This window comes from Occallatibacter sp. FHG110214_02 (assembly GCF_059115385.1).
Map to the genome: position 1 here is coordinate 420,567 of NZ_JBZYWK010000001.1, position 26,338 is coordinate 446,904.

Annotated in this window: 19 protein-coding genes; 12 read left to right on the forward strand and 7 right to left on the reverse strand. The window is 53.8% G+C overall.

Translation table 11 applies throughout. From position 1 onward, the window contains the following. Positions 1-93: 93 nt before the first annotated feature. Positions 94-576, reverse strand: coding sequence for a hypothetical protein (locus AC5S3R_RS01725; protein WP_494264882.1), 483 nt, complete (start codon positions 574-576; stop codon positions 94-96). A gap of 227 nt (positions 577-803) precedes the next feature. After that, positions 804-2,597: a hypothetical protein gene (locus AC5S3R_RS01730; RefSeq protein ID WP_494264883.1), complete on the reverse strand. Its 1,794-nt coding sequence runs from the start codon at positions 2,595-2,597 to the stop codon at positions 804-806. 287 nt (positions 2,598-2,884) lie between these two features. Between AC5S3R_RS01730 and AC5S3R_RS01735 the strand changes: the two genes are divergently transcribed. The 8 genes from AC5S3R_RS01735 (at position 2,885) to AC5S3R_RS01770 (ending at position 11,667) form a co-directional block, all read left to right on the forward strand. Then, positions 2,885-3,247: a hypothetical protein gene (locus AC5S3R_RS01735; RefSeq protein ID WP_494264884.1), complete on the forward strand. Its 363-nt coding sequence runs from the start codon at positions 2,885-2,887 to the stop codon at positions 3,245-3,247. Between the two features lie 257 nt (positions 3,248-3,504). Next, positions 3,505-4,653, forward strand: a complete 1,149-nt coding sequence (locus AC5S3R_RS01740; protein ID WP_494264885.1) for an HlyD family secretion protein — start codon at positions 3,505-3,507, stop codon at positions 4,651-4,653. Positions 4,654-4,691: 38 nt separating this feature from the next. Continuing rightward, positions 4,692-6,290, forward strand: coding sequence for an MFS transporter (locus AC5S3R_RS01745; RefSeq protein WP_494264886.1), 1,599 nt, complete (start codon positions 4,692-4,694; stop codon positions 6,288-6,290). Between the two features lie 53 nt (positions 6,291-6,343). After that, a complete protein-coding gene (locus tag AC5S3R_RS01750; protein ID WP_494264887.1) occupies positions 6,344-7,699 on the forward strand; it encodes a TolC family protein in 1,356 nt (451 codons plus the stop codon). Positions 7,700-7,779: 80 nt separating this feature from the next. After that, positions 7,780-8,256 (forward strand): hypothetical protein, encoded by a 477-nt coding sequence (locus AC5S3R_RS01755; protein WP_494264888.1) that lies wholly within the window; start codon positions 7,780-7,782, stop codon positions 8,254-8,256. Between the two features lie 463 nt (positions 8,257-8,719). Further along, a complete protein-coding gene (locus AC5S3R_RS01760) occupies positions 8,720-10,579 on the forward strand; it encodes a hypothetical protein (RefSeq protein ID WP_494264889.1) in 1,860 nt (619 codons plus the stop codon). 235 nt (positions 10,580-10,814) lie between these two features. Further along, on the forward strand, positions 10,815-11,012 hold the full coding sequence (locus tag AC5S3R_RS01765; RefSeq protein ID WP_494264890.1) for a universal stress protein: 198 nt from the start codon (positions 10,815-10,817) through the stop codon (positions 11,010-11,012). A gap of 64 nt (positions 11,013-11,076) precedes the next feature. Next, positions 11,077-11,667, forward strand: a complete 591-nt coding sequence (locus tag AC5S3R_RS01770) for an RNA polymerase sigma factor (protein WP_494264891.1) — start codon at positions 11,077-11,079, stop codon at positions 11,665-11,667. A gap of 99 nt (positions 11,668-11,766) precedes the next feature. Here the strand turns inward: AC5S3R_RS01770 and AC5S3R_RS01775 are convergent, their stop codons facing one another. The 4 genes from AC5S3R_RS01775 to AC5S3R_RS01790 all read right to left on the reverse strand — a co-directional run bounded on the left by AC5S3R_RS01775 (position 11,767) and on the right by AC5S3R_RS01790 (position 18,925). Beyond that, a complete protein-coding gene (locus tag AC5S3R_RS01775) occupies positions 11,767-12,726 on the reverse strand; it encodes a helix-turn-helix domain-containing protein (RefSeq protein ID WP_494264892.1) in 960 nt (319 codons plus the stop codon). Between the two features lie 591 nt (positions 12,727-13,317). After that, the gene (locus AC5S3R_RS01780; RefSeq protein ID WP_494264893.1) at positions 13,318-16,443 is read right to left on the reverse strand and encodes an efflux RND transporter permease subunit; all 3,126 of its coding nucleotides are present in this window, start codon (positions 16,441-16,443) and stop codon (positions 13,318-13,320) included. Next, positions 16,443-17,621 carry an efflux RND transporter periplasmic adaptor subunit gene (locus AC5S3R_RS01785; RefSeq protein ID WP_494264894.1) on the reverse strand — a complete coding sequence of 393 codons (1,179 nt, stop codon included), beginning with the start codon at positions 17,619-17,621 and terminating at the stop codon, positions 16,443-16,445. The genes AC5S3R_RS01780 and AC5S3R_RS01785 overlap by 1 nt, the downstream gene beginning before the upstream one ends. Before the next feature lie 11 nt (positions 17,622-17,632). Further along, a complete protein-coding gene (locus AC5S3R_RS01790; protein ID WP_494264895.1) occupies positions 17,633-18,925 on the reverse strand; it encodes a TolC family protein in 1,293 nt (430 codons plus the stop codon). Positions 18,926-19,111: 186 nt separating this feature from the next. Here AC5S3R_RS01790 and AC5S3R_RS01795 point away from each other — a divergent pair, with 186 nt between their 5' ends. Continuing rightward, positions 19,112-20,272, forward strand: a complete 1,161-nt coding sequence (locus AC5S3R_RS01795; RefSeq protein ID WP_494264896.1) for a sensor histidine kinase — start codon at positions 19,112-19,114, stop codon at positions 20,270-20,272. After that, positions 20,262-21,638: a sigma-54-dependent transcriptional regulator gene (locus AC5S3R_RS01800; RefSeq protein WP_494264897.1), complete on the forward strand. Its 1,377-nt coding sequence runs from the start codon at positions 20,262-20,264 to the stop codon at positions 21,636-21,638. Before AC5S3R_RS01795 ends, AC5S3R_RS01800 begins: the two co-directional genes overlap by 11 nt. Positions 21,639-21,740: 102 nt before the next feature. Here AC5S3R_RS01800 and gyrB read toward each other — a convergent pair whose 3' ends face one another. After that, a complete protein-coding gene (gene gyrB, locus AC5S3R_RS01805; RefSeq protein ID WP_494264898.1) occupies positions 21,741-24,344 on the reverse strand; it encodes a DNA topoisomerase (ATP-hydrolyzing) subunit B in 2,604 nt (867 codons plus the stop codon). Between the two features lie 366 nt (positions 24,345-24,710). Between gyrB and AC5S3R_RS01810 the strand changes: the two genes are divergently transcribed. Both AC5S3R_RS01810 and AC5S3R_RS01815 read left to right on the forward strand, forming a co-directional pair. Beyond that, positions 24,711-24,875, forward strand: a complete 165-nt coding sequence (locus AC5S3R_RS01810; protein ID WP_494264899.1) for a hypothetical protein — start codon at positions 24,711-24,713, stop codon at positions 24,873-24,875. Between the two features lie 469 nt (positions 24,876-25,344). After that, a complete protein-coding gene (locus AC5S3R_RS01815) occupies positions 25,345-26,112 on the forward strand; it encodes a hypothetical protein (protein WP_494264900.1) in 768 nt (255 codons plus the stop codon). Positions 26,113-26,338 lie beyond the last annotated feature (226 nt).

The following is a 26,338-nucleotide window of genomic DNA, read 5'->3' on the forward strand; positions in this document are numbered from 1 at the left end:
CTGAGCACCTTTCCATCTGCAGTGTTGGCCTTTGTGTGAGAGCGGTAGCTGTGTGCGCGTATGAACTGGAAGAATGTTACGTCAGATAGAAGCTCAGGCGGCTGGTTTGCTTCGGTACCGTCTTACCGCAAAGATGCACAAGGCTATGAAGAACAATGCCGCTACGGATTCCGAGATGAAGAGTGATGCCTTTGATGCTTGTGGGCTTGTAGCCGCAGATAGCGAAAGCCAGTGGAACAGATCCTGAATTGCTACAAACACTTCAAGGCAGAGCGTGCAGATGAGACTCAGAGCGAATACAAGTCCCCAGGTTCGCGTTAAATGAAACCATCTCCATGCCAGCGTTGCAATGCCTGCAGCGTAGACTGTGGCCATAGCTGCCAGTTGTACGGATAGAAGTTTACCCATGGGAAACAGCATGCCGATTACGCTGACGATGAGTGCGGATTGAAGAGTGAAGATTGCCCAGTGCTCAAAGGGGCGGCCTGCAAATATTTTTGACAGAGTTATATATCCGGAAAAGATGCTGAATGCTTCAAAAGAAGAGTGAATGGATTCGAGAAGATAGAGGAGCATATACACCTCCTGGTATGTTGGTGCGAATCGTGCAATATTTTCTTGCTGTCAAGAGCCGGGGCTCTTCGCCTGGCTGCACCAGGCGAGCGCGCATCATTGCTGCCTCATTTGGGCGTTCGTAATATATATACTGTTCCATCTTGAGAATGGCTCTGCAAGAGACTCACTGCTAGATAACAGTTAGGACTTGTTCTGAGCAGACAGCTTGATGAGCGACGGAAATTCAATTACTCAAAATTTCGAGTTCGAATTCGAGTAACCATTTCCATGAGCTGCGGGACTGAGTGGATTTTATTGAATCTATGATCGACGGCAAAGTAGGGAAGCTCCGCTTCTCTATCCTCGAAGGCTTCCGTGAGCAAGGACGTTGCCTTGCCGGCATCGCCTAGCGCGATGGCGAGAAGCGCTTGTCTATATTTACTCAACTGGGCGCGGCCTGATCGCATGTCAATCTCTGCTGTGATTTTTTCAGCGAGACTGCGTTCTCCACAAAGGGCAAAGAGTTCCGCACTCCAGCCAAGTAGGCTCCATTGCGAGCCTGCGCTTCTGTAAGCGAACTGCGCGATAGCCTTAACCTTTTCATGATTGCCGAGTTGAGCGTGGATGAGGGCCAGGTATAGGCTTGCTTCGACTGGAATCGGACCGTATCGCATGGGCTCGGAAAAATACTCAAGCGCATCTTCATAACGGCTGCTGAGATAGAAAAACCGGGCGCAGGCGATTTTTTGGAGAGAAGAGAAGGGATCAATCTCCTGAGCGTTTTGCAGATAAACCCACGCCTCATTGAAACGGCCTAGCTGGGAAAGGAGCACGGCGTATTGGCGACTTCCGGCTGGGTGAGATTGAAACTTAATAGCATTGTGAAAGCTCTTTTCGGAATCTTCCCAATTCCATTCGAGAGCCTGAACGCTGCCTACTGCGATGAGTGCTTCGATCATGCCTGGGTCGAGTTCCAGGGCGCGCTCTGCTGCAGCTCTAGCGTTCGCTGCAAGCCCGGAAGAACGTGCAGCCCCGTGGAGAGCCATCCAGATAAAGCATTGAGCTATGCCGCAAAGTGGGCGTGCATAGCCGGGGGCAGCCTCTGCGACTTCGCGGAACCTGGCTAATGCAGATTGAACATCGGGGACGGTGCCTTCTTCCAGAAGCGATTCTGCCTTGAGAATGTTTGGGTAGACGGCCAGCACGATGGGCCCAACGGAAGCTTCCGCAGCGCGGATAATCGACTGCTGGGGACGCACGCGGCTTACCAGTGCAGAGGCAAACTGTTCTTGAATAGTGAACAGGCTTGATGAGTCGGTCTCCGCATCAAAGCGTTGGGACCAGAGTTGAAACCCATCGGAATTTACGATCCTTGCGGTTACGCGCACGAGGTTGCCTTCTTCCCGCACGGTTCCCTCAAAAATGATTTGAACGCCGAGTTTACGAGCGAGGCTGGGGACATCCGATGATTGCGCGCCAAGGTGTGCGATTGAGTTGGCTGAGACGACGCGGCATCCTTCGCTTTGCATCAGTTCATGCACAAGCTCATCGGTAACTCCCCTGGCGTACTTACTTGATAGTGGCTGTCCCGAGACGTCGAGAAACGGTATGACTGCGACAGGAACTCCTGCTCCATCTACAAATAAGTCATCGGGAGAACTTCCGATGACGATCTGATAGCTTGCGTCGGAATCTTTCATTCGGAATACGGGCACGTAGCTTCCGGGACGAAAGTAAATGAATATGGGATCGTTCTTGCCTTCTGATTCGTAATATTCTTTCAGCTTGGAGCGAAGCCTTCGTGCTTCCGTGCGAACAATTGAATCCTGGCTCGGATGATAAGGCGGCCTGCGGTCATACACATCCGTGCCGATTGCAAATTCCTTCAGAGGCTCTTCTTTGCCGCTAAGGACATGCTCCACCGCATAGCGCAGGAAGCGCGTGAGCCGATCTGATTGGACAAATATAGGACTCTGCAGGATACGGGTCAGCTCCTGCCGAATTGCGCTGTCAGAGACTCTATTTTCAAATGGCGCGTTCAATCTGCACTTGCTCCTATCTGGCAGTTCCTTCGCTCAATCGCAGTCGTAGCCTTCGCTGAATAAGATAGGGAAGCATTTGCTTTGTGAGGGCGACCAGAACATCCTTGTGCTGAATCGCAATTTTACTTTATCCGCTCCGGCAAAGAAATACGTTCTCATCACAGTTAGATAACAGTTGCAGGTAATTCAGAAGAGGAAAATCTGTCATTCTCGCGGGTAACTGCATGAGGTTCACCATGACAGAACGGTCTGAAAGAGTGCGCGTCCTTGCTATAGTAGCTTCCGATATGGAGAACGAGATTCGACAGAAGCTTACTTCATTTGGCGCGATGGGGACACTGGTCAGGCGGGCGGAAGATTTTGTGCAGGAACTGAGAAGTGGTGAAACTTATCATGTTGTTCTCTTGCCGGTGTCTCTTTCCAAAGAAGATGATTGGTGGGCTATATGGGGAGAGCTTTCCGTTATGGATGTGAGACCGGCGATTCTTGTCTATGCCCAGACTGGAAGTTTTCAACTATGGTCAGGTGTGCTGGAAGCCGGCGGATACGATGTCGTGGTGGAACCTCTTACAGATGACAAGCTGAAGGATGCGGTGCTCAGAGCGGCTGGAAGTCACAATGATGTCTCCAGCGACAGCGAAGATCAGTAAGCAGGCGGCTTGCTGCTTCCTTTCACAGCCTGCATGGCGGCTCTCTATAGAGAAGTGCTAATTCGCCTACTGTGGATTTTCATAACGGTTATCTAACAGTTTCCCACGCTGTAATTCAGGCGTAAATTTGCCAAGCTTGTTTTTGCACTGGCCAGGTGAGGCTTGTCATCCGTTCCTCTTGCCTGCGCGCGTGGCAAGGGCACAGGAATCTTTCTACCACGCAGCCTCTGGTCTTTTTCAGGAAGGTCGATGATTCAATGTTGAAACGATCCATCATCATTCCGATTCTGGTGGTCGGCGTTGCAGCCGGCTTGTTCTTCATGATTAGCGGGTGTTGGACTTCCTGGGAAGGTGGAAGAAGCGAGCAGCGCACGGATGATGCGTATGTCCGGGCTGATATGACGCCGATGAGTACGCGTATCTCTGGCACGGTTAAGAAGGTTGACGTAGAAGATTACCAGGCGGTGCAGCCCGGGCAGACGCTTGTTGAGCTTGATGATTCTGACTACAGCGCGATTCTTGCGGAAGCGGAATCGGCTCTGGCTGGCGCGCAGGCGGAGTATGACGATAATCAGGCAGCTAAGCGGATTCAGGATGCAAAGATCAAGAATGCTGAGACTGTGATTGCACAATCCGCGGCCGCTGTTGAAGCAGCTAAAGCGGGAGTGGCTGCTGTTCAGTCTGACGTTACGCGAACGGGGTTAGAGCAGCGGCGTCAGCAGGCTTTGATCGCGTCGAAAGCTGCAACACATCAGCAACTGGAGCTTGCGGATGCGGATGCGGTTCGGTTTTCCGGAATGCTTGCCAGTCGCCAGGCAGATCTTCAGCGCGCAGAGGCTGCTCTTGAGAGCAGCCGGACTCTTCTTGAAGCGGAGAAGCGGCAGCGTGCCGCACTCGATACCCGAGACAGTCTTTATCAGGCAGGTATTAAGGCCAAGGAGGCTGCAATCGTTGTAGCCAAGGTGAACCTGGCGTATACAAAGATCGCTGCTCCGGTTGCGGGTGCGGTTGGAGAACGCCATGTGCAGGAGGGGCAACTGGTCGCGCCTGGAATGCAGGTTATCGGTCTTGTGAAAGGTGACGTGTGGATCCAGGCGAATTTTAAAGAGACGCAATTGACAAACATACGCGTGGGGGATACGGCGGAGATTCGCGTTGATACTTTTCCTGACGTAGTGTTGCATGGGAAAGTGATTGAGATTGCTCCTGCGAGTGGCTCGCAGTTTGCATTGCTTCCACCTGATAACGCGACCGGGAACTTTACCAAAATTGTTCAACGAATTCCTGTGAAGATTGCACTGGAACCGGCGCATGCCCTGCAGGGGAAGCTGCGTCCCGGCTTCTCTGTAGTCGTTGTGGTTCACGCATCCGGCAAGCAAGCGAAATCAGAAGGGGCTCAGCAGTGAGTGACGCGCCTGTGCCTACATCTCCGTCGAGTGCTTCAGTGAAGAGCGCTTCGGTGCTTTCTACTCATCCACTCCTTGGTATTTTTGGAGTGCTGTTTGGGGCGATGATCGCTACATGTACTGGAAGGCTTCTGAGTGTGGGGCTCACAGATATACGAGGGGCTCTGCATCTAGGTTTTGACGAGGCATCATGGATTAGTACGGCATTCAATGGCGCGCTGATGTTCATTGGGCCTTTTTCGGTCTATCTTGGCGGTCTTCTTGGGCCGAGACGGGTATTGCTGGCATGTGCGGCGATCTTTACTGTGGTTAGCCTTGCGCTTCCTTATGCTGGAAGCTTGCAGGCGATGTTGACACTGCTTGTGCTTGCGGGACTGACTTCAGGAACGTTCTATCCCTTGACTCTTTCTTTTGTACTTCGCAACCTGCCGCAACGCTACGTTCTTGTGGGCATTGCAATGTATGCCATGGACATCATCTTTACAACGAATTTCTCTACTTCTCTTGAAGCCTGGTATATCGATCATCTGTCGTGGAGATGGATCTTTTGGAACAGCGCTGTGCTTACGCCGGTCATGATGGTTTTGATTTACTACGGAATTCCCAGGCAGCCACTGCCGCAACCAAAGGAGGGACAGCCGAGGCCGAATTGGAGAGGTTTCCTTTATGCCAGTCTTGGATTCTCACTTTTGTATATTGCTCTCGATCAAGGGCAGAGGCTTGACTGGTTGAACTCCGGAATGATCGTTGGTCTCCTCGTTTCTGGTGTGTTCCTGCTTCTGGCTACCGTGATACGAAGAATGCGGCAACCGAATCCATTGATAAATTTCAAATTTCTGCAGCGGCGCAACACCTTATTGCTGGGATGTGTGCTGATCTTTTTCAGATTTGTTCTGCTGGCAACGGTGGTCATCATTCCCAGCTACCTGGGATCGGTTAAAGGGTTTCTGCCTTTGCAAACTGGTCCGGTGTTGTTGTGGGTGGCTATTCCGCAAGCTATCTGTGGGGTTCTGGCAATTTATCTTCTCAAGTACATTGATGCGAGGCTCATCCTGACATTGGGGTTTGGACTGGTTGCACTTGCCTGCATGATGAACACGAGCCTTTCTTCAGGTTGGGCCGGGGAGAACTTTACAGCGTCTCAACTGGTGATGGCGATTGGTTATGCGATGGCGTTCAACTCGTTGGTCGGCGCCATCATTCTTGAAGTATTCAATACCGGTGCGCTCAGCCGCCCTATCGATGTCCTGACATTCGCGGGTTACTTTCAAACTGTTCGCTTGCTTGGGGGCGAAGCTGGTGCTGCGTTCATGCAGCACTTTATTCCAGTGCGTGAGCAATTTCACTCCAACATCCTAGGGCTCAGAGTGCAGGCCGGTCTTGTGCTGACTGATGAGCGTCTGCTCGGGCTTACGCTCGGCATGACAAGCCGCAGTGCGGGGTTACCCATTGCAGCGGGAAGAGCTGCTGAGATTTTGGCGCTGCAGGTGAGACAACAGGCCTTTACGCTTGCGATCACGGATTCGTTCACGCTGGCTGGATGGTCTACGGTGTGCTGCCTGTGCTTTGTCGCATTCATGGCGCGGGTGCCTACGCAGTATCAGCAGATTGTGTCTGCACCAACCGCTCAGGCCTGAACAGGATGGAAGTAAGATCAAGAGCAGATATGAGACTCTCAACAGGAAGACGAATGTTTTGCAAGCCGCCCTCGATGATGCTGGTTTGCGCGGTAGTGCTTGCCGCTGCCATCTCTGCTGAAGCGCAGAGTTCCTCTCCCGTCTCGCTGACTCTTGGCCAGGCCATTGATATGGCGCTTAAGCAAAATCGGAATATTAAACTTGCGCAGCTTTCAGTTACGGAAAGCGAGTACAAGAAAGATGTGGCGCGCTCTGCTTATCTTCCTCACATTAAGAATGATTCCAATCTTCTTCATGTGACTGAACTGGCAGGAGTGGAAATTCCAGCCGGCGCATTTGGCGTTCCGCCCGCAACAGGAGCGATTCCCGCGAAGAATCTGTTTATCGATCAGGGCTCTCTGACTTCTTATACCAGTGGGACGCAATTGACGCAGCCATTCACCCAGATGTTCAAGATTCGTGAGTCGAATCGGGCTGCGACTGCGGATATCAACGCTGCGAAGATTCAGTTGACGCAAGCAGAAAATGAGATTGCCTTGAAGGTTCGCCAGCTTTATTTTGGATTGCTGATTGCGCAGCTCAAGCTAGACGCTGCAAAGGATGAAGTGAGTGCCAGTGCGGCTAAAAATCAGGAGAGCATGGATGCCGTGGCTAAGGGCCGTGCGCTTGATGTGGTTTCTCTTGAGAGCCATGCGGCTCTTCTCGACGCCCAGCAGAGGGAACTGACGGAGAATCTTCAAATTCGCGATTTAACGCTCTCGTTGAATGACCTGCTTGGATTGCCTCTAACGTCTCAGCTTGTACTTGACCCAGATGCTGCCGGCACGGAGTTGCAGGTTCCCACTCGCGAAGAAGGTCTCAAGATGGCGCTGGAGTTGAGTCCCGCGATTCGTTCTGCAGAGCAGTCTGTTGCTAAGGCGAAGGCTGGGCTTGGAGCTGCGAAAGATGCCTATATACCCGATATAACCGGACTTGCGCGCTATAGCTATCAGAGTGGCGTTCCTCTGCTGGTTCACAACTTTGGGACATTTGGATTCAACTTGAGTTATGACCTGTTTGACGGCGGGCGCAGAGGTGCGGAAGTTCGAGAGGCAAGGACCGTGTTGTCGCAGGCAGAGATCAATCTCGAAAGAGTCCAGGATGAGGTTACTGTCCAAGTGCAGTCTGCTTACGACAAGGTTGAGCAGCTTCAGAATCTGGTTCATGTAGCAGGAGAGGCGTTGAGTGTGCGTACAGAGGCCGCGAGGCTAGCAGACCGTCAATTTGAGCAGAATGTTGCACTTGCGTCCGCACAGGCAGAAGCGCATGCCAAGGCAACCTCAGCGAAGGCCTCACTGATGGAAGCAGGACTGGGGTTATCGCTTGCCCAGGCGGACCTTAAACGAGTGATTGGACAGATGCCACGCTGAAGTCCGGGCCCCGATTGATTTGATTGTGGAAAGAACCCACGCCAGATAAAGGCTTCTACATAGAATCGAGGTACCTAGCTGTGTCGTTATCTCCAGCAATGGTCAGCGCTATTGCCGCGCTGGCAGGCTCTGCTATCGGTTCGCTTGCACAGATTCTTACAAACTACGTTTCCCTGGTGAGTGCAACACGCAGAGACCTTCTGAATCGTCAGCTAAGCCAGAGGGAGTCCCTTTATTCAGACTTTATCAGCGAGTCGTCACGACTTTATGCACATGCAATGACGCACAAGCTCGAAGAGATTAGCGGGCTTGTGGCTCTTTACGCTCTCGTAAGCAGAATTCGCCTGCAGGCATCCGAGCCTGTTGTTGAGGCTGCGGAAGAGTTTGTGCGGCTGATTGTTGAACACTATGGCGATCCCAATATGACCGTCGAGGAAATGCGTGCCGCCGCTCTATCGGCAAAAGTTGAACCGCTGGCCGTCTTCAGTTCCGCCTGCCGCAGGGAACTTCACGAGATTCTGCAGCGAGGGCAGCTAAGCGCGCCAATCAAGCATTGAGCGATCTTTCAGTGCACGAATGCTTCCTCTGTGTGAATCAAGGGCACATCCGCGATCCCGGCTCGGCGAGATTGAGAGCGTTGTTCAGCCTCAGTGTATTGATAGCCATATTTAACGCCTTTTAGCAGTTATCTCCCTGTTATGTGGCTGTTGCTAACGCTGCTACGCGGTTGCAATCTGCCAGAGTGGAAAGAGTAAATTCCAATTTTCTGGAATATGGGCTGATTCAGCAATTCTCTTCAAGCGAATAAGTTCGTGGATTGGCCTCGATTTACACGTGCAACAACGAGATTCCATGAATAGCAATTCTGGGCAATACAGATCCCTAAGCCATGGGTAGGATCAAGGACGAGGATGCGCTCCAAGCCGGCCAGCATTATCGACGATGAGCGGCACAGGCATCGTTATTCGAAGGTAATGTACGAATTGTTATCGCATCCGACCGTGAAGGGAGATCACGAAGATGGTAACTCAATCAAGCACAGAGGGCAGGACGCATGCACGGACACCTTCCTGGAAGGAGCAGTTACCCTCAGATGGCCGATTTACGGCGGATCTCATTCGAGAACAAGTCTTACGAATTGCGCGGAGTCCCATATTCGCGCAATCCGCAAGACTGACTCGCTTCCTTCGCTTCGTAGTCGAAACCTGCCTGGCAGGAGAGGAACAGAACCTAAAAGAGTATCTGATTGGGATAGAGGTGTATGATCGCAAACCTCCGTATCATCCGAGCATTGATTCCATTGTTCGTACCGAAGCGCGGCGGCTTCGTTGTAAGCTGAAGGAATATTACGAATCAGATGGTGCAGCCGATCCGATCTATATCTATTTCCGTACTGGAAGTTATATTCCAGTGCTGTCTTCTCGGGCGTTTCTCAATGTAGATGACGGCTCCAAGAAGATGTCCGCTACGAATGCTTCTTTGGGTCCGAAGAGCATTCGCATTGTTGTTAGACCGTTCGAGGTGCTCGCTCATTCGCTTCTCGTTAATGAGTGCTCGATGCTGATTGCGGAGACATTGAGACATAGTCTCATGCTGTCCGGCGGCTGTCATGTTGTTGAAGCCGGAGTGAGTTCTAATACCTACACTGCTGCTCATGAGGAGTTGAAACAATATCTCGATGAGTGCAGTGAGCTCTCGCTTTCTGGAAGTATATGCAGGTATGAACATTTTCTTCGCTTTACTGTGCACCTGGCAGACTGCCAGGGAACATATATCTGGTCTCAGCACTTTGATCTGATGGCTAACGATACACAGTTATTTGAGTTAAGCCACCAGGTGGCCTCGGCGGTTGTGAATAGGTTACGGGTTCCTCTGTTTTCTTCTGCCGACATAAGCGGTATGACGATGATGGAATACTCTCGCATCCTGGCAGCGGAATCTTTGATCGAGCAAGGAGACGCAATTGACTGGTCGAGGGCTTTCGAGCAGCATGAGACTGTATCCACGCTGTCTTCATGTCACCCACGAATGATTACGGCGATAGCGCAATATCTCAACGAAGCGACGTTTTCAGGAGTTTGTTTGCCGGCATCGTTTGCTTCTACGGCTAAAGAACAGTATCTTCGTGCACTTTCGCTCGACTCAGAGTGTGAAGCCGCTCATGCAGGTATCGCGCTTCTCCTGGCTGCAGATGGGGAATTTGATAAAGCCGAGCGCCACTTCAGGCAGGCATTCGCCCGGAATCCGGATGCTGAAGTTTATCGTTTGTACGGATTGGTGGAAGCCTCTTGTGGACGATTTGATGATGCATGGCACTATGTTGAAAAGGCGCAGGTGATCGATCCGTTCTCTCGCCGCCAGAAGATTGCGCGTTCGAGAGTGCTCTATCTGAGCCGGAGATTTGAGTGCCTTATCTCGGAACACCCAGGCAGAGGAATCTATGGCGGCATGCCCCAGGAATCTCAGATGTATGCCGCGCTGGCTTATCTTGAGATGGGACGCATCGACGAGGCACGCCCGATTGCTCATCACCTTAGGCGGGAGTCCATTGCGCGGCCATATCTCACTGCAGCGGCAGCTGAGATATTAGCGCGATGTGGCGACGCTTCTATGGCGCTGCGTATCGCGGAAGGACATTCTCTGTTGTCCCATGACTCACCCATCAGCAATCTGCGGAAGTCCCTCCTGCTGGACGCATTGGGTAGAACTGCGGCTGCGAGCAGAGCATTGGAACGGGCATTCGAGAGCCGTGAGCCGGAGACTCTTTGGGCTTCGGCTGATCCGCGATTCGCCTTCTACCGAAAGACTGCAACGCTGCTTAGTATCAAATCCGCTATTAGTTCGCTGCCATCGGCGCTCGCGGAGTTGGAACTGGCTTAATGTCTATGCTGTTCGCATGATTGCTGAATGCGTGGTGAGTTGGTGTCAATGCAAGCGGGGAAGGCATTGTTTAACCATCTGCAAGATAATTGTTTGCTGTGTGGAAGGATTTTGCTGTGCTGGAATGCGCTTGAGGATACTCAACTGTTTGCGCCAGGTTATCTAACGGTGATGATCACTGCCACTGGACTGAAATCCCGATTATGCTGCCATCAGTAGATCAGGAAATTCTGTTATGACATCAAGGGACGATACGCTTTCCATGTACAACAAGATTGCAATTGCGTACGACGGATCGCCTGAAGCCGAACGCGCTCTCGCTACGGCGATCTCTGTCGCAAAGATGTTTAACGCGAAGATCGCTATCCTTACTGCGGTGGAAGATCCACCTCTTTATACCGGCTATGAGGCATCCATACACAGCAGGTTTTAGCCGAAAAGACGCACGTGAAAGCGCGCGAGGTGAAAGATGTGCTGCACAGGAAGGTGCTCTTGCAATGCATGCAACTCTCTCTGAGATGGAAGAGCTGGTACGTCTTGCCAAAGCAGGTGAGTTGCACGCCTTTGCACGCCTTAGTGAATTGCACTACAGCCGCTTACTGAGACAAGCTCATTACATAACCAGAAATTGGGAAGATGCAGAAGATGCCGTGCAGTGGACGCTGATGAGAGTTTTCACGCATATCCACTTGTTCGACGGGCGATCGACATTTTCGACCTGGGTTACCCGAATTGCTATCAATGCAGCGTTGGCAATACTACGAAAGAGGCGGATCCAGCAGCAAGTTCCGATGGAACAAGACTGGACCGAGAGTGATGGATGGAGGTACGAGCCGGCCTCGGATGCATGGTCCAGTCCACATGCGCTGCTTGAACAACAGGAACAGGAAAGGCGCCTGTTTCATGCGATGTCGCTTCTTCGGCCTTCTTTAAAGCATGTCTTCAATCTCCATTACGTAGATGAGCTACCCCTGAAAGATATTGCCCGGCGCCTGGATATCTCAGTGCCCGCAGTGAAGTCTCGATTGTTGCGAGCGAGGCAGGAAGTGCGTAGTCGTGTTGAGCGTCTTTCGCGTTCAATTAAATAAACCAATGCTCCCGTCACTCATTCCATCGAGCGGCTAGAGAATTTTGCTATACCTTTTACTGCTAAGAGACTAAGTTTCAGACACTCAATGTAACGGTAATCAGCATGCGGCGCAGGGAGCATTTTGGAGGCAGAACTGTCTTGACGTGCGTATGCCGAGGCTCATGGCGTAGATAGAGGGTGCGCATCCTACATGGATACGGAATCGTCGGGTGAAGTGGCTCTGATCTGCAAAGCCGACCTCCAGCGCAATCGCAGACAGAGAGAGCTGTTTCTTTTTGATGAGGTCCTGCGCTCTACGTATCCTATTCTGCTCCACGTACATGATGGGGGATACACCTGTGCTCATCTTGAACATCCTTGCGAAGTGAAAGCGGCTTACATTCGCCATCCTGGATAGAGTGTCCAGTGATATTGCCTTATTCGGATGCTCTTCAATATAGGCAATGACCATGGCCAGAGTGTGCGGCGCAAGGCCGGTAATCTTCTCTTCCCCGTGCCGGAATGCATCATAGTTCCGCAGCAGATGCCCTGCTAGAACATAGGAGATGGATTCAATCAGGAGCGGTTGCGCGGGATGCGCAGGACGTTCCAGTTCCGAGACAAGAATTGGCGCCAGCTGTCCAATGAACAAATCTCTCATATTGAATGCGTCGATGAGCTCCGGAGTACGCCCTGCATTGTTTCCGGCTTCTGCTGCAGTCTCTGCCAGGAGCGCGGTGGGAATACGGATTCTGAGGCTTGGGGCAATTGCGCCTCTCCAGGAGCGCGAGCTGCCAGCGGGCATGACAAGTACACTGCCTGTGCGGATCACGCTCTCATGGGTGCGTCCTCCTCTGCGCTGCCACAGCCTTCCGGCTCCGTGGAGACAATAGCCGACGGTGTGGTGATCGGCGGGAGGCGTATCCAGATCAACATGGGAGACATGGTCGTAGACATCATACGTAATGCCATTCCAGTTGCGGTCCCTGCTCGTCGCGACCAGACCTTCCGTCGTCATATACAAAATCGAGTTGGCTATCGTTAGATAAGTTCCATGCGTGCGTGCTGCGCTCTCCATGGGCCACCTCCGAGATTGGGAATTCTGCAAGTAAGCCACCAGGCCGGCTTTGCTGCCCGATAGGCAGTCTGTCGCGATGATCGCGAGAATAGGGCTCGCAATCTGATATTGCTACTGATAGTAGGGAGGCGCATGCTTATGCACAACGCACTTTCGAGGATCTTTTGAATCACACGATGGAGGTGGTGCTCCCCTGGCGCGGGAATGATAGAGCTCTTTGCCGGGCGCAGTCAGAGTTGCCCGTGTGAGCGATCAGTAGCAAGGGGGAGATAGCTACGTAATCGTGAAGATGAAAGCAGAGATGCACAGATAGTGAATACTATCCACATGCTTAGTAAAAACGAGTAGCAAGTACTTCAGCCTGTCCGCTGCCGCTGTTATTCGGAGATGCCGCATTTAACAGGACTTCAAAATTGCCGACTCCTCCCTGACTTTGTCTTGCTTTCGCAAGGAGGGGAGTTATTTTTTGTCGTTGAACAGGAAGTTGACTGCGGCTTCTACTCCAACATGGGATGTTCCTTCAACAAAAAGAACTTTGCCATCCCAGCGAATCGGCAATTGGGGATAAAGACGATAAGGACTGAACTCAACTCAACTCAGCAGATGGTGCTCCATTTCTTTGTCTTCGATGTCTTGCGGTTTCCCTTCAAAGACGCCGTAGAGGCAAGGAAGGATGATGAGAGTGAGCATGGTTGAGGTAACAAGGCCGCCGATGACTACGATGGCAAGCGGCCGCTGGATTTCAGAACCTGGGCCTCGCGCAAAGAGGAATGGCACGAGGCCAAGAGCAGCTACGGTTGCGGTCATCATGACGGGGCGGAAGCGAAGGCGCGTGCCTTGCCGTACGGCTGCGGATTGCGAGAGACCTTCCTGACGTAACTTGCGAATGTAGGAGACAAGCACAACGCCATTCAGCACGGCGATTCCCCACAAGGCAATGAAACCTACGGATGCGGGAACGGAGAGATATTCATGCGTGAGGAAGAGGCCAAAGATTCCGCCGATGGATGCAAGCGGCAGCACAATGATGATGAGCGCCGCAAAGCGTATGGAATGAAAGAGCAGGAATAAGAGAAAGAAGATGGCTCCGATGGTGACAGGAACAATAATCATGAGGTGGTGCATGGCGCGCTGCATGTTCTGGAACTGTCCACCCCATTGGATGAAGTAGCCGGAGGGAAGAGGGACATTTTGATTGACGGCGTGTTGTAGTTCTGCGACGTATCCTCCGAGGTCTCTGCCCTGCACGTTGATGCCGACAACAATGCGGCGCTTGGCCATGTCGCGGTTAATCTGCGCAGGCCCCTCCAGCAAGCGAATGCTGGCCAGGTCTTCGAGCGGAACTCTTGGGCCATTTGGCGAGGAGACCATGATTTCGCGAATGTCTTCGATTTTGCTGCGATAGGAGGACGGTAAGCGCACGATGGCCTGAAAGCGGCGTTCGCCCTCGTAGACCTCTGTTGCGCTTTTGCCAGCGATTGCCATTTCGATGGTGCTGTTGACGTCGGCGGCATTGATGCCATAGCGAGCGATGGCAGAACGGTCGATGTCGATGACGAGGTATTGCTGGCCGCCGACACGATCGACACGCGTGTCCTGCGTGCCCTGAATGGAAGAAGCGGTTTTTGCGATTTCCTGCGCTTTTGCAATGAGTGTATCGAGGTCGTCGCCGAAGACTTTGACGGCTACGTCGGCGCGCACGCCTGTAACCATTTCATCGACACGGTCAGAGATGGGCTGGGACATTACGAGATTGATGCCGGGGATTTTTGCGAGGGATTCACGCATCTGGTCCGCGATTTTTTCCTGTGTGAGTTCGCGCGGACGCTTATCTACGGGAGTGAGATTGGCGATGACGTCCGCCTCATTTGGCCCGGCTGGGTCTGCTGGGGACTCGCCGCGTCCAAGACGCGATACTACATTTTCGACGCCGGGAATATCGCGCATGATGCGCTGCATGGCGAGTTCCATTTTGATGGATTCGTCGAGTGAGATGTTGGGAACACGGTCGGCGTTGGGGCCGAGCGTGCCTTCCTGCATCTCCGGAATAAATGCCGTGCCGAGCAGTGGGAAGAGTGCGAGAGAGGTTATGAATAGAACGATGACAGCGGCTACGCTCTTGAGCTTGTTGCGCATTGCCCAAGCCAGCACGCGTTCGTAGGGCGCGCGCAAGTTACGGACCAGCCATGTGTCTTCTTCTTTTCCGCCTTTGAGCCAGAACATGGACAGTGCTGGCGACAGTGAGAGCGAGAGGCCCAGAGAGAGCAGAAGCGCGATGGCGATGGTGTAAGCAAGCGGCGCGAACATTTTGCCTTCGGTGCCTTCGAGCGTCATGAGGGGAAGAAAAACAAGAACGATAATCATTACGCCGAAGATGACAGGCGTTGCTACTTCCGCTACCGCGTCACGTACTGTGTGCAGCCGGCTTTCGCCATCGCCGTGGCTGAGGCGAGCAAAGACATTTTCTACAACTACTACGGAACCATCGACCATAAGGCCGATGGCAATGGCGAGTCCACCGAGCGACATGAGGTTTGCGGACAGGCCTACGCGATTCATGATGAGAAACGTGAGCAGTGGGGTGAGGATGAGATTGGCGCTGACAATGAGGCTGGAACGGAGGTCGCCGAGGTAGAGGAAGAGAACAATGACAACCAGGACGATGCCTTCGGCAAGCACTTCCGTTACGGTGTGGATTGCCGCATCGACGAGGCGCGAGCGGTCATAGTAAGGAACGATTTTGAGCCCGCCGGGGATTGTGTTGCCGCTGTTGATTTCTGCTACGCGCTGCTTGATGCGGGTAACGACTTCTTTGGCGTTGCCGCCGGCAATCATCATGACTACGCCGCCGACTGCTTCTGTATATCCGCCTTTGACCATGGCACCGTAGCGAACCTCTTCGCCAATGCGCACTTCGGCAACGTCGCGGATATAGACGGGAGTTCCGGCGCTTTCTTTGAGCACGATGTTGCGAATGTCATCGACGCCGCGGATGAGACCGATGCTGCGAATGAGATATTGTTCGGCGTGCTCGGAGAGAATGCCTCCGCCTGCGTTTTCGTTGTTGCGCCTGATTGCCTCATACGCATCGTCGATGGAAAGGCCGTAATAGCGCAGCTTTTGAGGGTCAACGAGCGTTTGGTACTCCTTGACGTAGCCACCTGTGGAATTGATTTCTGCAACGCCGGGAATGGAGCGCAGCAGAGGGCGTACGACCCAATCCTGAATTGTGCGGCGTTCGATGAGCTCTTCACGTGTCAGGGCACGCTTTTCATCTGTTGGGCTTTCCAATGTGTATTGATAGACCTCGCCGAGTGCGTTGGAGACTGGGCCTAACAGCGGCGTGACGCCTTCCGGCATGTGGTCGCGCAGTTCATTGAGGCGTTCACTGACTAGCTGGCGCTCGAAGTAGACTCCCTTTCCGTCTTCAAAGACGAGCGTGATGAGAGACAGGCCGGGCTTGTTGAGCGAGCGCATGTCCGTAAGACCGGGAAGGCCGGTCATGCCGATTTCAATAGGGACGGTGATGAAGCGCTCTACTTCTTCAGGAGATTTGCCGGGGGCTTCGGTGGCGATTTGCACCTGAACATTGGTTACGTCTGGAAAGGCGTCTACGGAGAGATGCTGCGCGGCGTTTACGCCAAAGGCGAGCAGGATGAGGGAAACAACAAGAATGATGAGGCGCTGATGGAGGACGCCAGCAATCAATGCGCGCATTATTGTCCCCCCTTGAGCTGATCCTGCTTGCGCTTGTTGTTCAGATGGAATGCGCCGTCAAGAACGATTGTGTTTTCTGCTGCAATGCCGTGGAGCACTATTCGCCGGTCATTGACTTCCTCTCCCAGTTCCACTTCCTGTAGCTGGAATTCGTTGGGTGATTTTTGCAGGAAGACATAATCCTTGTTGTCTTCACGAACGACCGCAGTTGTGGGAATGGTGAGGCCATGTTCGGGCTGGCTCTCAAAGGTCATGGAGGCAAGCATCTCCGGCTTAAAGAGCCCTTGTGCGTTGGGAAGGTTCATGCGGGCTTGCACGGTGCGTGTGTCCGGATTGACTACCGGGCTGACAAATGAGAGGCGGCCTCGAATCGACTGGTCAGGCAATGCGGGGATGGTGGCGATGACCGTCTTGCCAACGGAAAGCGCTCCAGCATGCTCTTCCGGGACTTCTGCAACGAACCACAAGTTAGAGAGGTCCGCTATGAGGAAGGCTGGGTCTGCGGGTTGCACGACCTGCCCTATGGTGATTTTGCGCTCGATGACTGTTCCCGCGATGGATGCAACGATGGGGTAATCCGAGTTGAGCTTGCGCGTTGTCTCCAGCTTTTGAATGGCATTTTCTGACATGCCGAGTCCGTGTAGTTGTGCGCTCAGCGCGGATACTTCCGTGGTGCTTTGCAAAACCTCTGCTTCGCGCTTTTGCAGCTCTGCTTTTCCGATTACGTCTGACTGCACAAGCTGGCGGGCACGTTCGGCGGATTGTTCCGCCAGCTTTTCCTGCGAAAAGGCTTTGACGAATGCGAATTGCGTGTCTGAGAGCGCGTTGCTGTGAAGCATGGCCAGCACTTGGCCCTGATGAACCCGTTGCCCTTCAAAGACGAGCACTTTTGTTATGCGGCCATCTACAGGCGAGCCAATGCGTGCAACACGCGAGGCGTCCGTTTGAATGCGAGCGGCGGCTTTTTGCTTTGTAGTGACTTCCTGCCACTGTGGCTTGCCGAGAGTCAGGCTTGTGAGGAGCTCTTGCGGGACCTGCACTTTGAATGGGTCTTTGGCGGCAGAAGATTCTGCCGGCGTTTCCGTGGAGGTTGTTCCGACGGCGTGCTTGCATCCGGAGATGGCAGGTAGCAGTATCGCCGCAAGCATGATGGTTACTACGAAAAGATTCTTTTGCATGGGAATGGGCCTCACGGTTGCACAGCTCCTAGCTCTTGCAGGTCAATCAATGCGGACTGTCGCGCATACAGTGCGTCGAGCATGTCGCTACGCACGCCTTGCAGGACGCGTTGCGCGTCGAGCACTTCGACAATTCCGCGTTCACCGAATTTGTAGGCGGCGCGTGCGGCTTCCACGGCTGCTTCCGCTTCGCGTAGAGAGCCTGACTGCAGGCTCTCCACCTGCTGATTGCTTATCTGGTATTGGTCATAGGAACGTTCGAGGGCGGCCATGATTTCCAGGCGCTTTTGACGCGCGGATGCTTGCACACGCTCGACTTCCGCCCTGGCTTCCGCAATGGGGCCTTTGCGGCGGTTCCACAGTGGAAGAGGGACAGTGACGCCGAAGCGATAGAAGGAGATATCGGGTTGGCGTTCGTATTCGCCGTAGGCAGTTGGCTCGGGAATGCGCAAGGCTTGTTCATGCGTTACCAGGGCCTGAGCCTGCTCGGTTTGCGCACCTGCCTGGGCTAGCGCGGGATGACTGGTGAGAACGTGCTGGCGCATCTCTTCAAGTTGATCCATTTGCACGGTTTCGTTGAGGGAGCCGGTGGCGTCGAATGTCTCGCTGGAAGAAGCGCCAATAAGGGCTTTCAACATGGCACGTGAGTTTGCCAGTTGCACATCCGCGCTTCTGACTGCCGCGTTTGCGCGTGCGAGTTCCGCCTCGGCCCGGGTTAGTTCGAGCTTGCCTTTTTCGCCAACCTGGACCTCCATCTGGACGCGGCTGCGAAGGTCTTCTACCAGTGCGAGATTGTCCGTGGCATGTGTGAGTTGTTCCTTGCGGCGCAGCACGTCATAGAAGGCACGCTTCACGTCAGAGATTACGGAAAGACGAATTGCTGCAAGCTGAAACTGGCTGCTATCGAGGTTCAACTGGGATGCTCGTATACGTGCGCGGCGCTCCGAGGGGATTTCAATTGTTTGCCCGGCCGAATAATGGAGCAGAGCACCGGGCACGCCGGGAGTTGCGATGGGCCGCGCAGACTGGTGGCCGCCCAGAAACTGAAACTCCGGATTGGTGTATGCCCTGGCGGTCTGCATGCCAGCTTGCGCATGGCTTACAGTGGCGGAGGCCTCTTTTAATATGGGGCTGTTCTGTTCCGCGAGCGCGAGCGCTTGTGTGAGATTGAGCGAGCGAAAATTGTCTGTGGAGATGACGTCCGCGTTTGCGGGTGGTGGAGCTTCATTCAGCTTGCCAGACTGACTGAAGCATGCAGAGGTGGCGCAATGCGCAAATAATAGGAACAGGATTCGGGATCGCACGGGATGCCATGTTGCACGCTGCATGCCAACTCAAAAATGCTGCATTTTCGGGGAGTTGGGTTTTGCCGGTCAACACATTTGGTACAGCAGTGCTGGTGAAGCTGTCCCATTTGGTACAGCCAGCGCGCCCGGCTGGCGCAGTTGCAGGTGGTTGCAAATGGCCCCAGAGTTGCAGGTTTACGGGCAATGCGTAGCTTTGAGGCGCTGGACCTGAAAATCTCCAGCTATGCTCTTCGTATGAACGTGTTTGAGCGATTCGGAACGCGAAAGCGTCCGACGGGCGCCTTGCTGATTGCCGTGCCGATTGTGTTGATTGCCGTGCTGACAGTTTTCATCCCGGGCTCCGATATTACTGCACACAATATTTTGCATCACCTGAATTTTCTTCCGCTTATGATTGCCGGGATGTTATTTGGCTGGCGTGGAGCAGGCCTCATGGCCTTATTTACCGCGCTGGTTAACGCTCCGCTGATAGCGCAGCACTGGCTTGAGTGGCCTCTTGATGCGAAGGACCAGGTGGTGGAGTTGTCGATTTTCAGCGCGGCGGGATTGATTGCCGGGTATCTTTCGGACCGTGAGCGGGCACAGCGCAGAGACCTTGAGCGGACACGTCACGAGCTGGAAAGTGTCTATCTTGAACTGCGTGAGAATATTGCCGAGATGAAGAAAGCGGAAAGACTTTCTGTTGCGGGGCAATTGGCTGCGAGCCTTGCTCATGAGATTCGTAATCCGCTGGCGAGTATTTCCGGGGCTGCCGGCATTCTGCAGCGCGGCGCCGCGCCGAAAGAACATCTGCAGGACAGCCTGGATATTATCCACAAAGAATCGCAGCGGTTGAATAAGCTGCTTACGGGGTTCCTGAATTTTGCCAAGCCTCGTTCTCCACGTCTGCAACGCACGGACCCGAATGCGTTGCTTTTCTCCGTCGTTTCGCAGGCGTCGCACACGGCACAGCAGAGCGGGATTACGCTGGAGTTTACGCCGGAATCAGAGGGCGAGATAGAGTGCGACCCGGAGCAGCTTAAGCAGGTTTTACTTAACCTGGTTATCAACGCGATTGAAGCCTCGCCTGTGAATTCGCGGATTCGACTTCGCTCCATTCAAGAGGGAGATAGTCTTGGCGTTGAGGTGGAAGACCATGGAAGCGGAATTTCGGATGCAATTGCCGAACATATCTTTGACCCTTTCTTTACGACAAAGGCCGGCGGAACCGGACTTGGCCTTGCGATTTCCTCGATGATCGTGTCTCAACACAACGGCGCACTTTCATGCCGCAGAAATTCCGCAGGCGGAACAACATTCCGCATCGAGCTTCCCGCAGGGCAGGAGACGGTGCATGGCGAATGATGCGATTCTGATTGTGGATGATGATGTCAGCGTCCGGCGTGTGTTGCAGATGCAGCTTCAGGAAGCTGGTTATCGTGTGATTGCCGCTACCAACGGAGAAGAAGCACGGCGGATTCTTTTTGAACAACGCCCCAAGCTCCTGATTACCGACCTGCGGATGCCGGAGATTGACGGCATCGAGCTGATGCGCTCCATTGCGGAGGATGAGATTCAAACAACGGTGATTATGATTACTGCGTTTGGTTCGATTGAAACCGCTGTGCAGGCGATGCGACTGGGGGCTTACGACTACATCACCAAGCCGATTGACTATGAAGCGTTATTGCTGGCAGTTCATCGCGCGATGGAACGCCAGAACCTGATTGATGAAGTGCGGAATCTGCGTTCGGCGCTTGACCGGCGTTATGGATTTGAACACATCATCGGCCATTCCAAGAGTCTGCTGCGCGTTCTTGAGATGGCGTCTCGCGTTGCTCAGCACGATACTACCGTGCTTATTAACGGCGAGACAGGGACCGGCAAAGAACTGCTTGCGCGTGCAATTCATCACAATAGCCTGCGACGCAACCAGCCGTTCATTACGATTAATTGCGGTGCGATTCCGAAAGACCTGATTGAGGCGGAACTGTTTGGATTTTCCAGAGGAGCCTTTACGGGAGCGCACAACAGCAAGCAGGGCAAGGTTGAGCTGGCGGATGGCGGCATTTTATTTCTGGATGAAATTGGAGAGCTGCCGCTGGAGTCGCAGGTAAAGCTTCTTCGCCTGATTCAGCACGGAGAAGTGGAGCGCGTTGGCTCGACAGAAACCAGAATTATCAATGTGCGCATCATTGCAGCTACGCATCGCAACCTTGTAGCAATGGTGGAAGATGGAACGTTTCGGGAAGACCTTTTTTACCGGCTGGCCGTGGTGCCGCTTCATCTGCCGCCTTTGCGTGAGCGGAGGGAAGATATTCCTGAGCTTACGGAACAGTTGTTTCGCAAGGCAAAGGAGCGTCACAAAATGCAGAACATTCGCATAGTGTCGTCGGTGATTGCGCGCTTCAGTGCTTACAGGTGGCCGGGGAATATTCGCGAGCTTGAAAATGTAATTGAGCGGATGCTTGTGCTGTCCAATGGGGAGCAGATATCCGAAGCGGATCTGCCTGAGGAACTGCAGGCGAGCTCTCCTGCTGATTCAAACAAGAGGCTATTGCTGGAGCTGCCGGATGAAGGCGTGAGCCTTGAGGCAATTGAGCGCGAGCTATTGCTGCGTGCGCTGGAAAAGGCTGGCGGAAATCAGACGCAGGCGGCTCGTTATCTGGATATCAGCAGGCGCACTCTTATTTATCGCATGGAAAAGTATGGACTGCGGCAGGACGAGTAAAACGAACAAGTGATTCTCCAAAAACAAAAATATCTGGAAGCTAGCCTTATTCGGCTTATGCTTCCAGATATTTCAACTTATGTGTCTCGCTACAACTGGCAGTTAGATGTCGAGGTTCTTTACGTCGAGTGCATTGTCCTCGATGAACTTGCGTCGCGCTTCCACATCTTCACCCATTAGCGTGGTGAAGATGGTTTCCGTTTCTGCAATGTCTTCGAGCTTGACCTGCAGCAGCGTACGGCGTTCGGGATCCATGGTGGTTTCCCATAGCTGCGGGGCAGTCATTTCACCAAGGCCCTTGTAGCGCTGCACCTGGTAATCCTTCTTGCCCTGCTCGACAACGTACTCGAAGAGCTCGCGAGCGGTCTGTTTTTCGACGGGGTCACGCGGGATGCGCGAGGCGCGGGCGGCTTTTGTTTCGGTTGCAGCCTCTTCGCCTTCACCCTCTGCGTCTTCATCGGTCGCTTCCTTGGCCGCGGCCGCCTTGGTGACGAACTCAATCAGGAACGGCGGCTCCAGATATTCCTTAATCTGCGAGTATTTCGCCATCATCTGGCGGAACTCAGGACTGGTGGCCAACGTTGTATCGATGGTGCGATGTGCGCCCTGCGCGTCAGTAAACGAAACTGACCACGCATGGTGCTCCTCATCGCGCACAGGCTCTGCGACCTTAATCTGGAATTCGTCTGCAAGCTCCTGCAGTTCCTTGTAAAGAGCGGCAATCTTCGCGGGTATCTCATTCGCCTCGGTGGTGGAGAGGAAATCTGCGCGCTGCGTAAACTCCTGGCGGGCAATCAGCTCGACAAGACGTTCATTGCGAATCCGCTTATCGACCTTTTCGATGAAGCTGAGATATTCGCCAAGTGTGCTCATAAAGCGCACTCGGTCTGCGCCCTCAATCTTCTGCGCATTCTCGCCGTGCCGGATGGTCGTGCTCTCTGAGGCCCGCTTCACCATTACCTTTACAAACTCGCGGTCGTCCTTGATGTACTGCTCAAAGCGGCCCTTCTTGATTTTGTAAAGCGGTGGCTGGGCGATGAAGACGTGGCCGCGCTTAATCAGCTCCGTCATGTGGCGGAAGAAGAAGGTCAGCAGCAGCGTGCGGATGTGCGAGCCATCCACGTCGGCATCGGTCATGAGGATGATTTTGCCGTAGCGCAGCTTGGCCGGGTCAAAGTCGTCCTTGCCAATGCCGGTGCCGAGTGCGGTAATCATAGCGCGGATTTCTTCATGGCCCAGCATCTTGTCGTAGCGGGCCTTTTCCACGTTGAGAATCTTACCCTTGAGGGGCAGAATCGCCTGGAACTTACGGTCGCGGCCCTGCTTGGCCGTGCCGCCTGCGCTTTCACCCTCGACGAGGTAAAGCTCGCAGCGTTCCGGATTCCGTTCGGAGCAGTCGGCCAGCTTGCCGGGCAAACCGCCGGAGTCCAGCGCGCCTTTGCGGCGGGTCAGGTCGCGGGCCTTGCGGGCTGCCTCGCGAGCGCGGGCTGCGTCAATTGCTTTGTTGATGATGCGCTTGGCAACCGGAGGGTTCTGCTCAAGGAACGCGCCGAGCCGCTCATTCACAAAGGCCTGCACAATGCCGGCAATGTCCGAGTTGAGTTTGCCCTTGGTCTGCCCTTCAAACTGCGGCTGCGAGAGCTTTACGCTGACCACAGCTACCAGACCTTCACGAACGTCATCGCCTGAAAGCGACTCCTTCATGTCTTTGAAGAGACCGAGCTGCTGCCCAATTGCGTTAATCGTGCGGGTCAGCGCCGAGCGGAAGCCGGAAAGGTGCGTGCCGCCGTCCACCGTGTTGATGTTGTTGGCAAAGCTGAACAGCGTATCTGAATAGCTGTCGTTGTACTGCAACGCTATTTCGATGGCTACGCCATTGCGCTCAGCTTCCATCGTGATCGGCTTGTCGTGCAGAACCTGCTTGCCGCGGTTGAGGTGCTTTACAAACTCGGCAATGCCTCCGGCATATTTGAATTCAGCACGCTTGGCCTCGCCGGTCTTCGGGTCGGTAATGCGCTCGTCGGTGAGCGAGATTTCAAGTCCCTTGTTCAGGAAGGCGAGCTCGCGCAGGCGCTGGGCCAGTGTGTCGTAGTTGTACTCCGTGACGGAGAAGATGGTCTTGTCGGGCAGGAAGTGGACCTTGGTGCCGCGGCGCTTGCTGATGCCTGCTTCGCGCAGGTCGCTCACTGGCTCACCGCAACTGAAGTCCATCTCATAAGTGTGCCCGTCGCGCCAGATTTCGACGTTGAACTCCTGCGCAAGCGCGTTAACGCAGCTTACGCCGACGCCGTGCAGGCCGCCTGAAACCTTATAGGTGGAAGAGTCAAACTTGCCGCCGGCATGGAGCTTGGTAAGCACAACCTGCACCGTGGGCATCTTCTCGCCGTTTGGCAGGGTCTTCATGTCCACAGGGATGCCGCGGCCGTCGTCAATCACGGTAATCGAGTTGTCCACATGGATGATGACGTCAATCCGGCTGGCGAACCCCGCAAGGGCTTCGTCAACGGAGTTGTCGACAACCTCATAAACCAGGTGGTGCAGACCCTGCTCGCCGGTCGAGCCAATGTACATGGCCGGGCGCAGACGGACAGCTTCCAACCCCTCAAGAATCTTGATGTTATCGCCGGTATAGCTGGCAGCGGGCTTGGGGGTGGGAGTCGAAGCTGGATTCGATTCGGGGGACAAGGGAGTGCTCTCAGTCGCCATAAGGTTCCAATCGGAATTTGTTCCGCAAGTTCCGGGGCTTGGTTTTTCTCAGCTTCTCCGATTGCTCGAATGGGCTTAACCAGTTGAAAAAACGGATACTTTTAGACAAATTTGCCTGAAGTTATTTTATCACGCGGCGGTATCAAAAAGGGGATTTTCCTGCCATCCCGGGAGGGGCAACCCCAGTGGTCCATGGCGGCATTGGACCACGTAACGGCAGGGAATGAGTACCAAAGTGGGCTGGGGATCCGTGAAATTGCGTGAATATGCTATCTCACGGCAACGGTACCTGGGTTACCATCCGAGGTAACAGGAGAGATTCTCCTGAATACATTTTAAGTCACCTCCGAAGGAGTCAATTCGACCATGAAACTCGTTATTCGCGCTTTTGCCCTGACCGTTGTTCTCGCCGGTGCGGCTGCTGCCATCTCTTCGCCTTCCACGCGTATCGCTTCCAGCCATCTGGCTTCCGGTCCCGGATTCCCTATTCCTGCTTGTGGCCCCAGCGTGCCGACCTGCCCCCAGAAGTAGTCCCTGCCAACAAACATACTCTTCGACACGTTCAAGATTCTTAAGGAGCTTAGTTCAATCATGAAACTCGTTATTCGCGCTTTTGCCCTGACCGTTGTTCTTGCTGGTGCCGCCGCTGCAACCGTTTCCTCTTCACCCTCTCCGCGTATCGCGTCCAGCCATCTGCTCTCAGGTCCGGGATTCCCTATTCCTGCTTGCGGGCCCGGCGTGCCGACCTGCCCTAAGAGTACTCAGAAATAGGGAAACCTGTCCCTGGTTGGGGCAGAAACGGTCTGTAGCATTAAAAAATCCAACTATTTCGTTGGTATAGAGGACTTTTCGCGTTATTCTGTGTGCACCTCAGATTGGCGGACGGATTTTTATGCCTCTAAATCCTGCAATGTGGGCTATGACTCTGGCAGAATCTGTGCTCTGGACAGCGCTTACGTTCCTCTTTTGGCGTAAGCAGCTGCAGAAGCGCTTCCCGGCGATGAACGGGTATTTACTGCTGCAGACTGCCTCTTCGGCCATATTCCTGGCACTTCTCTATATTCAGTCGCAGCCGGGACATGCCAACTGGTATGCCGCCTACTTCTTTACTTACTGGGGCGTCTATATCGCCAGTTCCGTGCTGCAGTTCTTTGTCCTGCTTGAGGTCTTCCGCTCGGCACTGGGAGGCTTTACCGGCCTGATGCGCCTGGGAACAATCATCTTCCGCTGGGCGGCGCTGGTTTCCGTCATCCTGAGCCTCACCACTCTCAGCCTGGCCCGCGTTGACATTATGCTGCTGCCGGACTTCGCCTTCCGGTTGATGCGCTCTGTCAGCGTGATGGAGCTTTGTCTGCTGGCGTTCCTCTGCATCAGCCTGAATGCGTTGCGTCTTTCCACGCGCGACCTGTGCTTCGGCATTGCACTGGGATTTGGCATCCTTTCTTCCACGGATTTCATTTCGTCTGCTGTGCTTTCACGCAACAGCACGCTGACGGACCCTATCCAGTTCGCCGAGGTGGGGATTGCGGTCTTTGTCCTTGGCATCTGGATTACATACGCGAACCTGCCCGAGCTGGCGCGTAAGCCGGTCGTGGTAGCGGCCAACTCGACAATCTATCGCTGGAACGAGATTGCCACCGCCCTCGGACACAAGGGAGCTAACGTTGCCGTGCAGCAGCCCGCCAACAGCTTCTTCCTTACCGATGTGGAGAAGGTGGTCGAGAAGGTTCTGACCCGCACCCTGCAGGAGAGCGAGTCGAACTCGTAAGGTGTGTCAGGGAATAGAAAACAAAGGCCGCAGCGCAAGCTGCGGCCTTTGTTTTTGCACACGCAATATATGTCGCAGATGCACAAAAGCGGAACTATCGGGCAAAATTGGCTTCAGCCGTGCCGAAACCAGCGAAGATATCTCCGGGCTTTAGCCTCCGAGCGTCATAAGCAGCAAAAAAACGAAAGGCCGCAGCTTGCGCTGCAGCCCCTCGTCATTCAGGAAA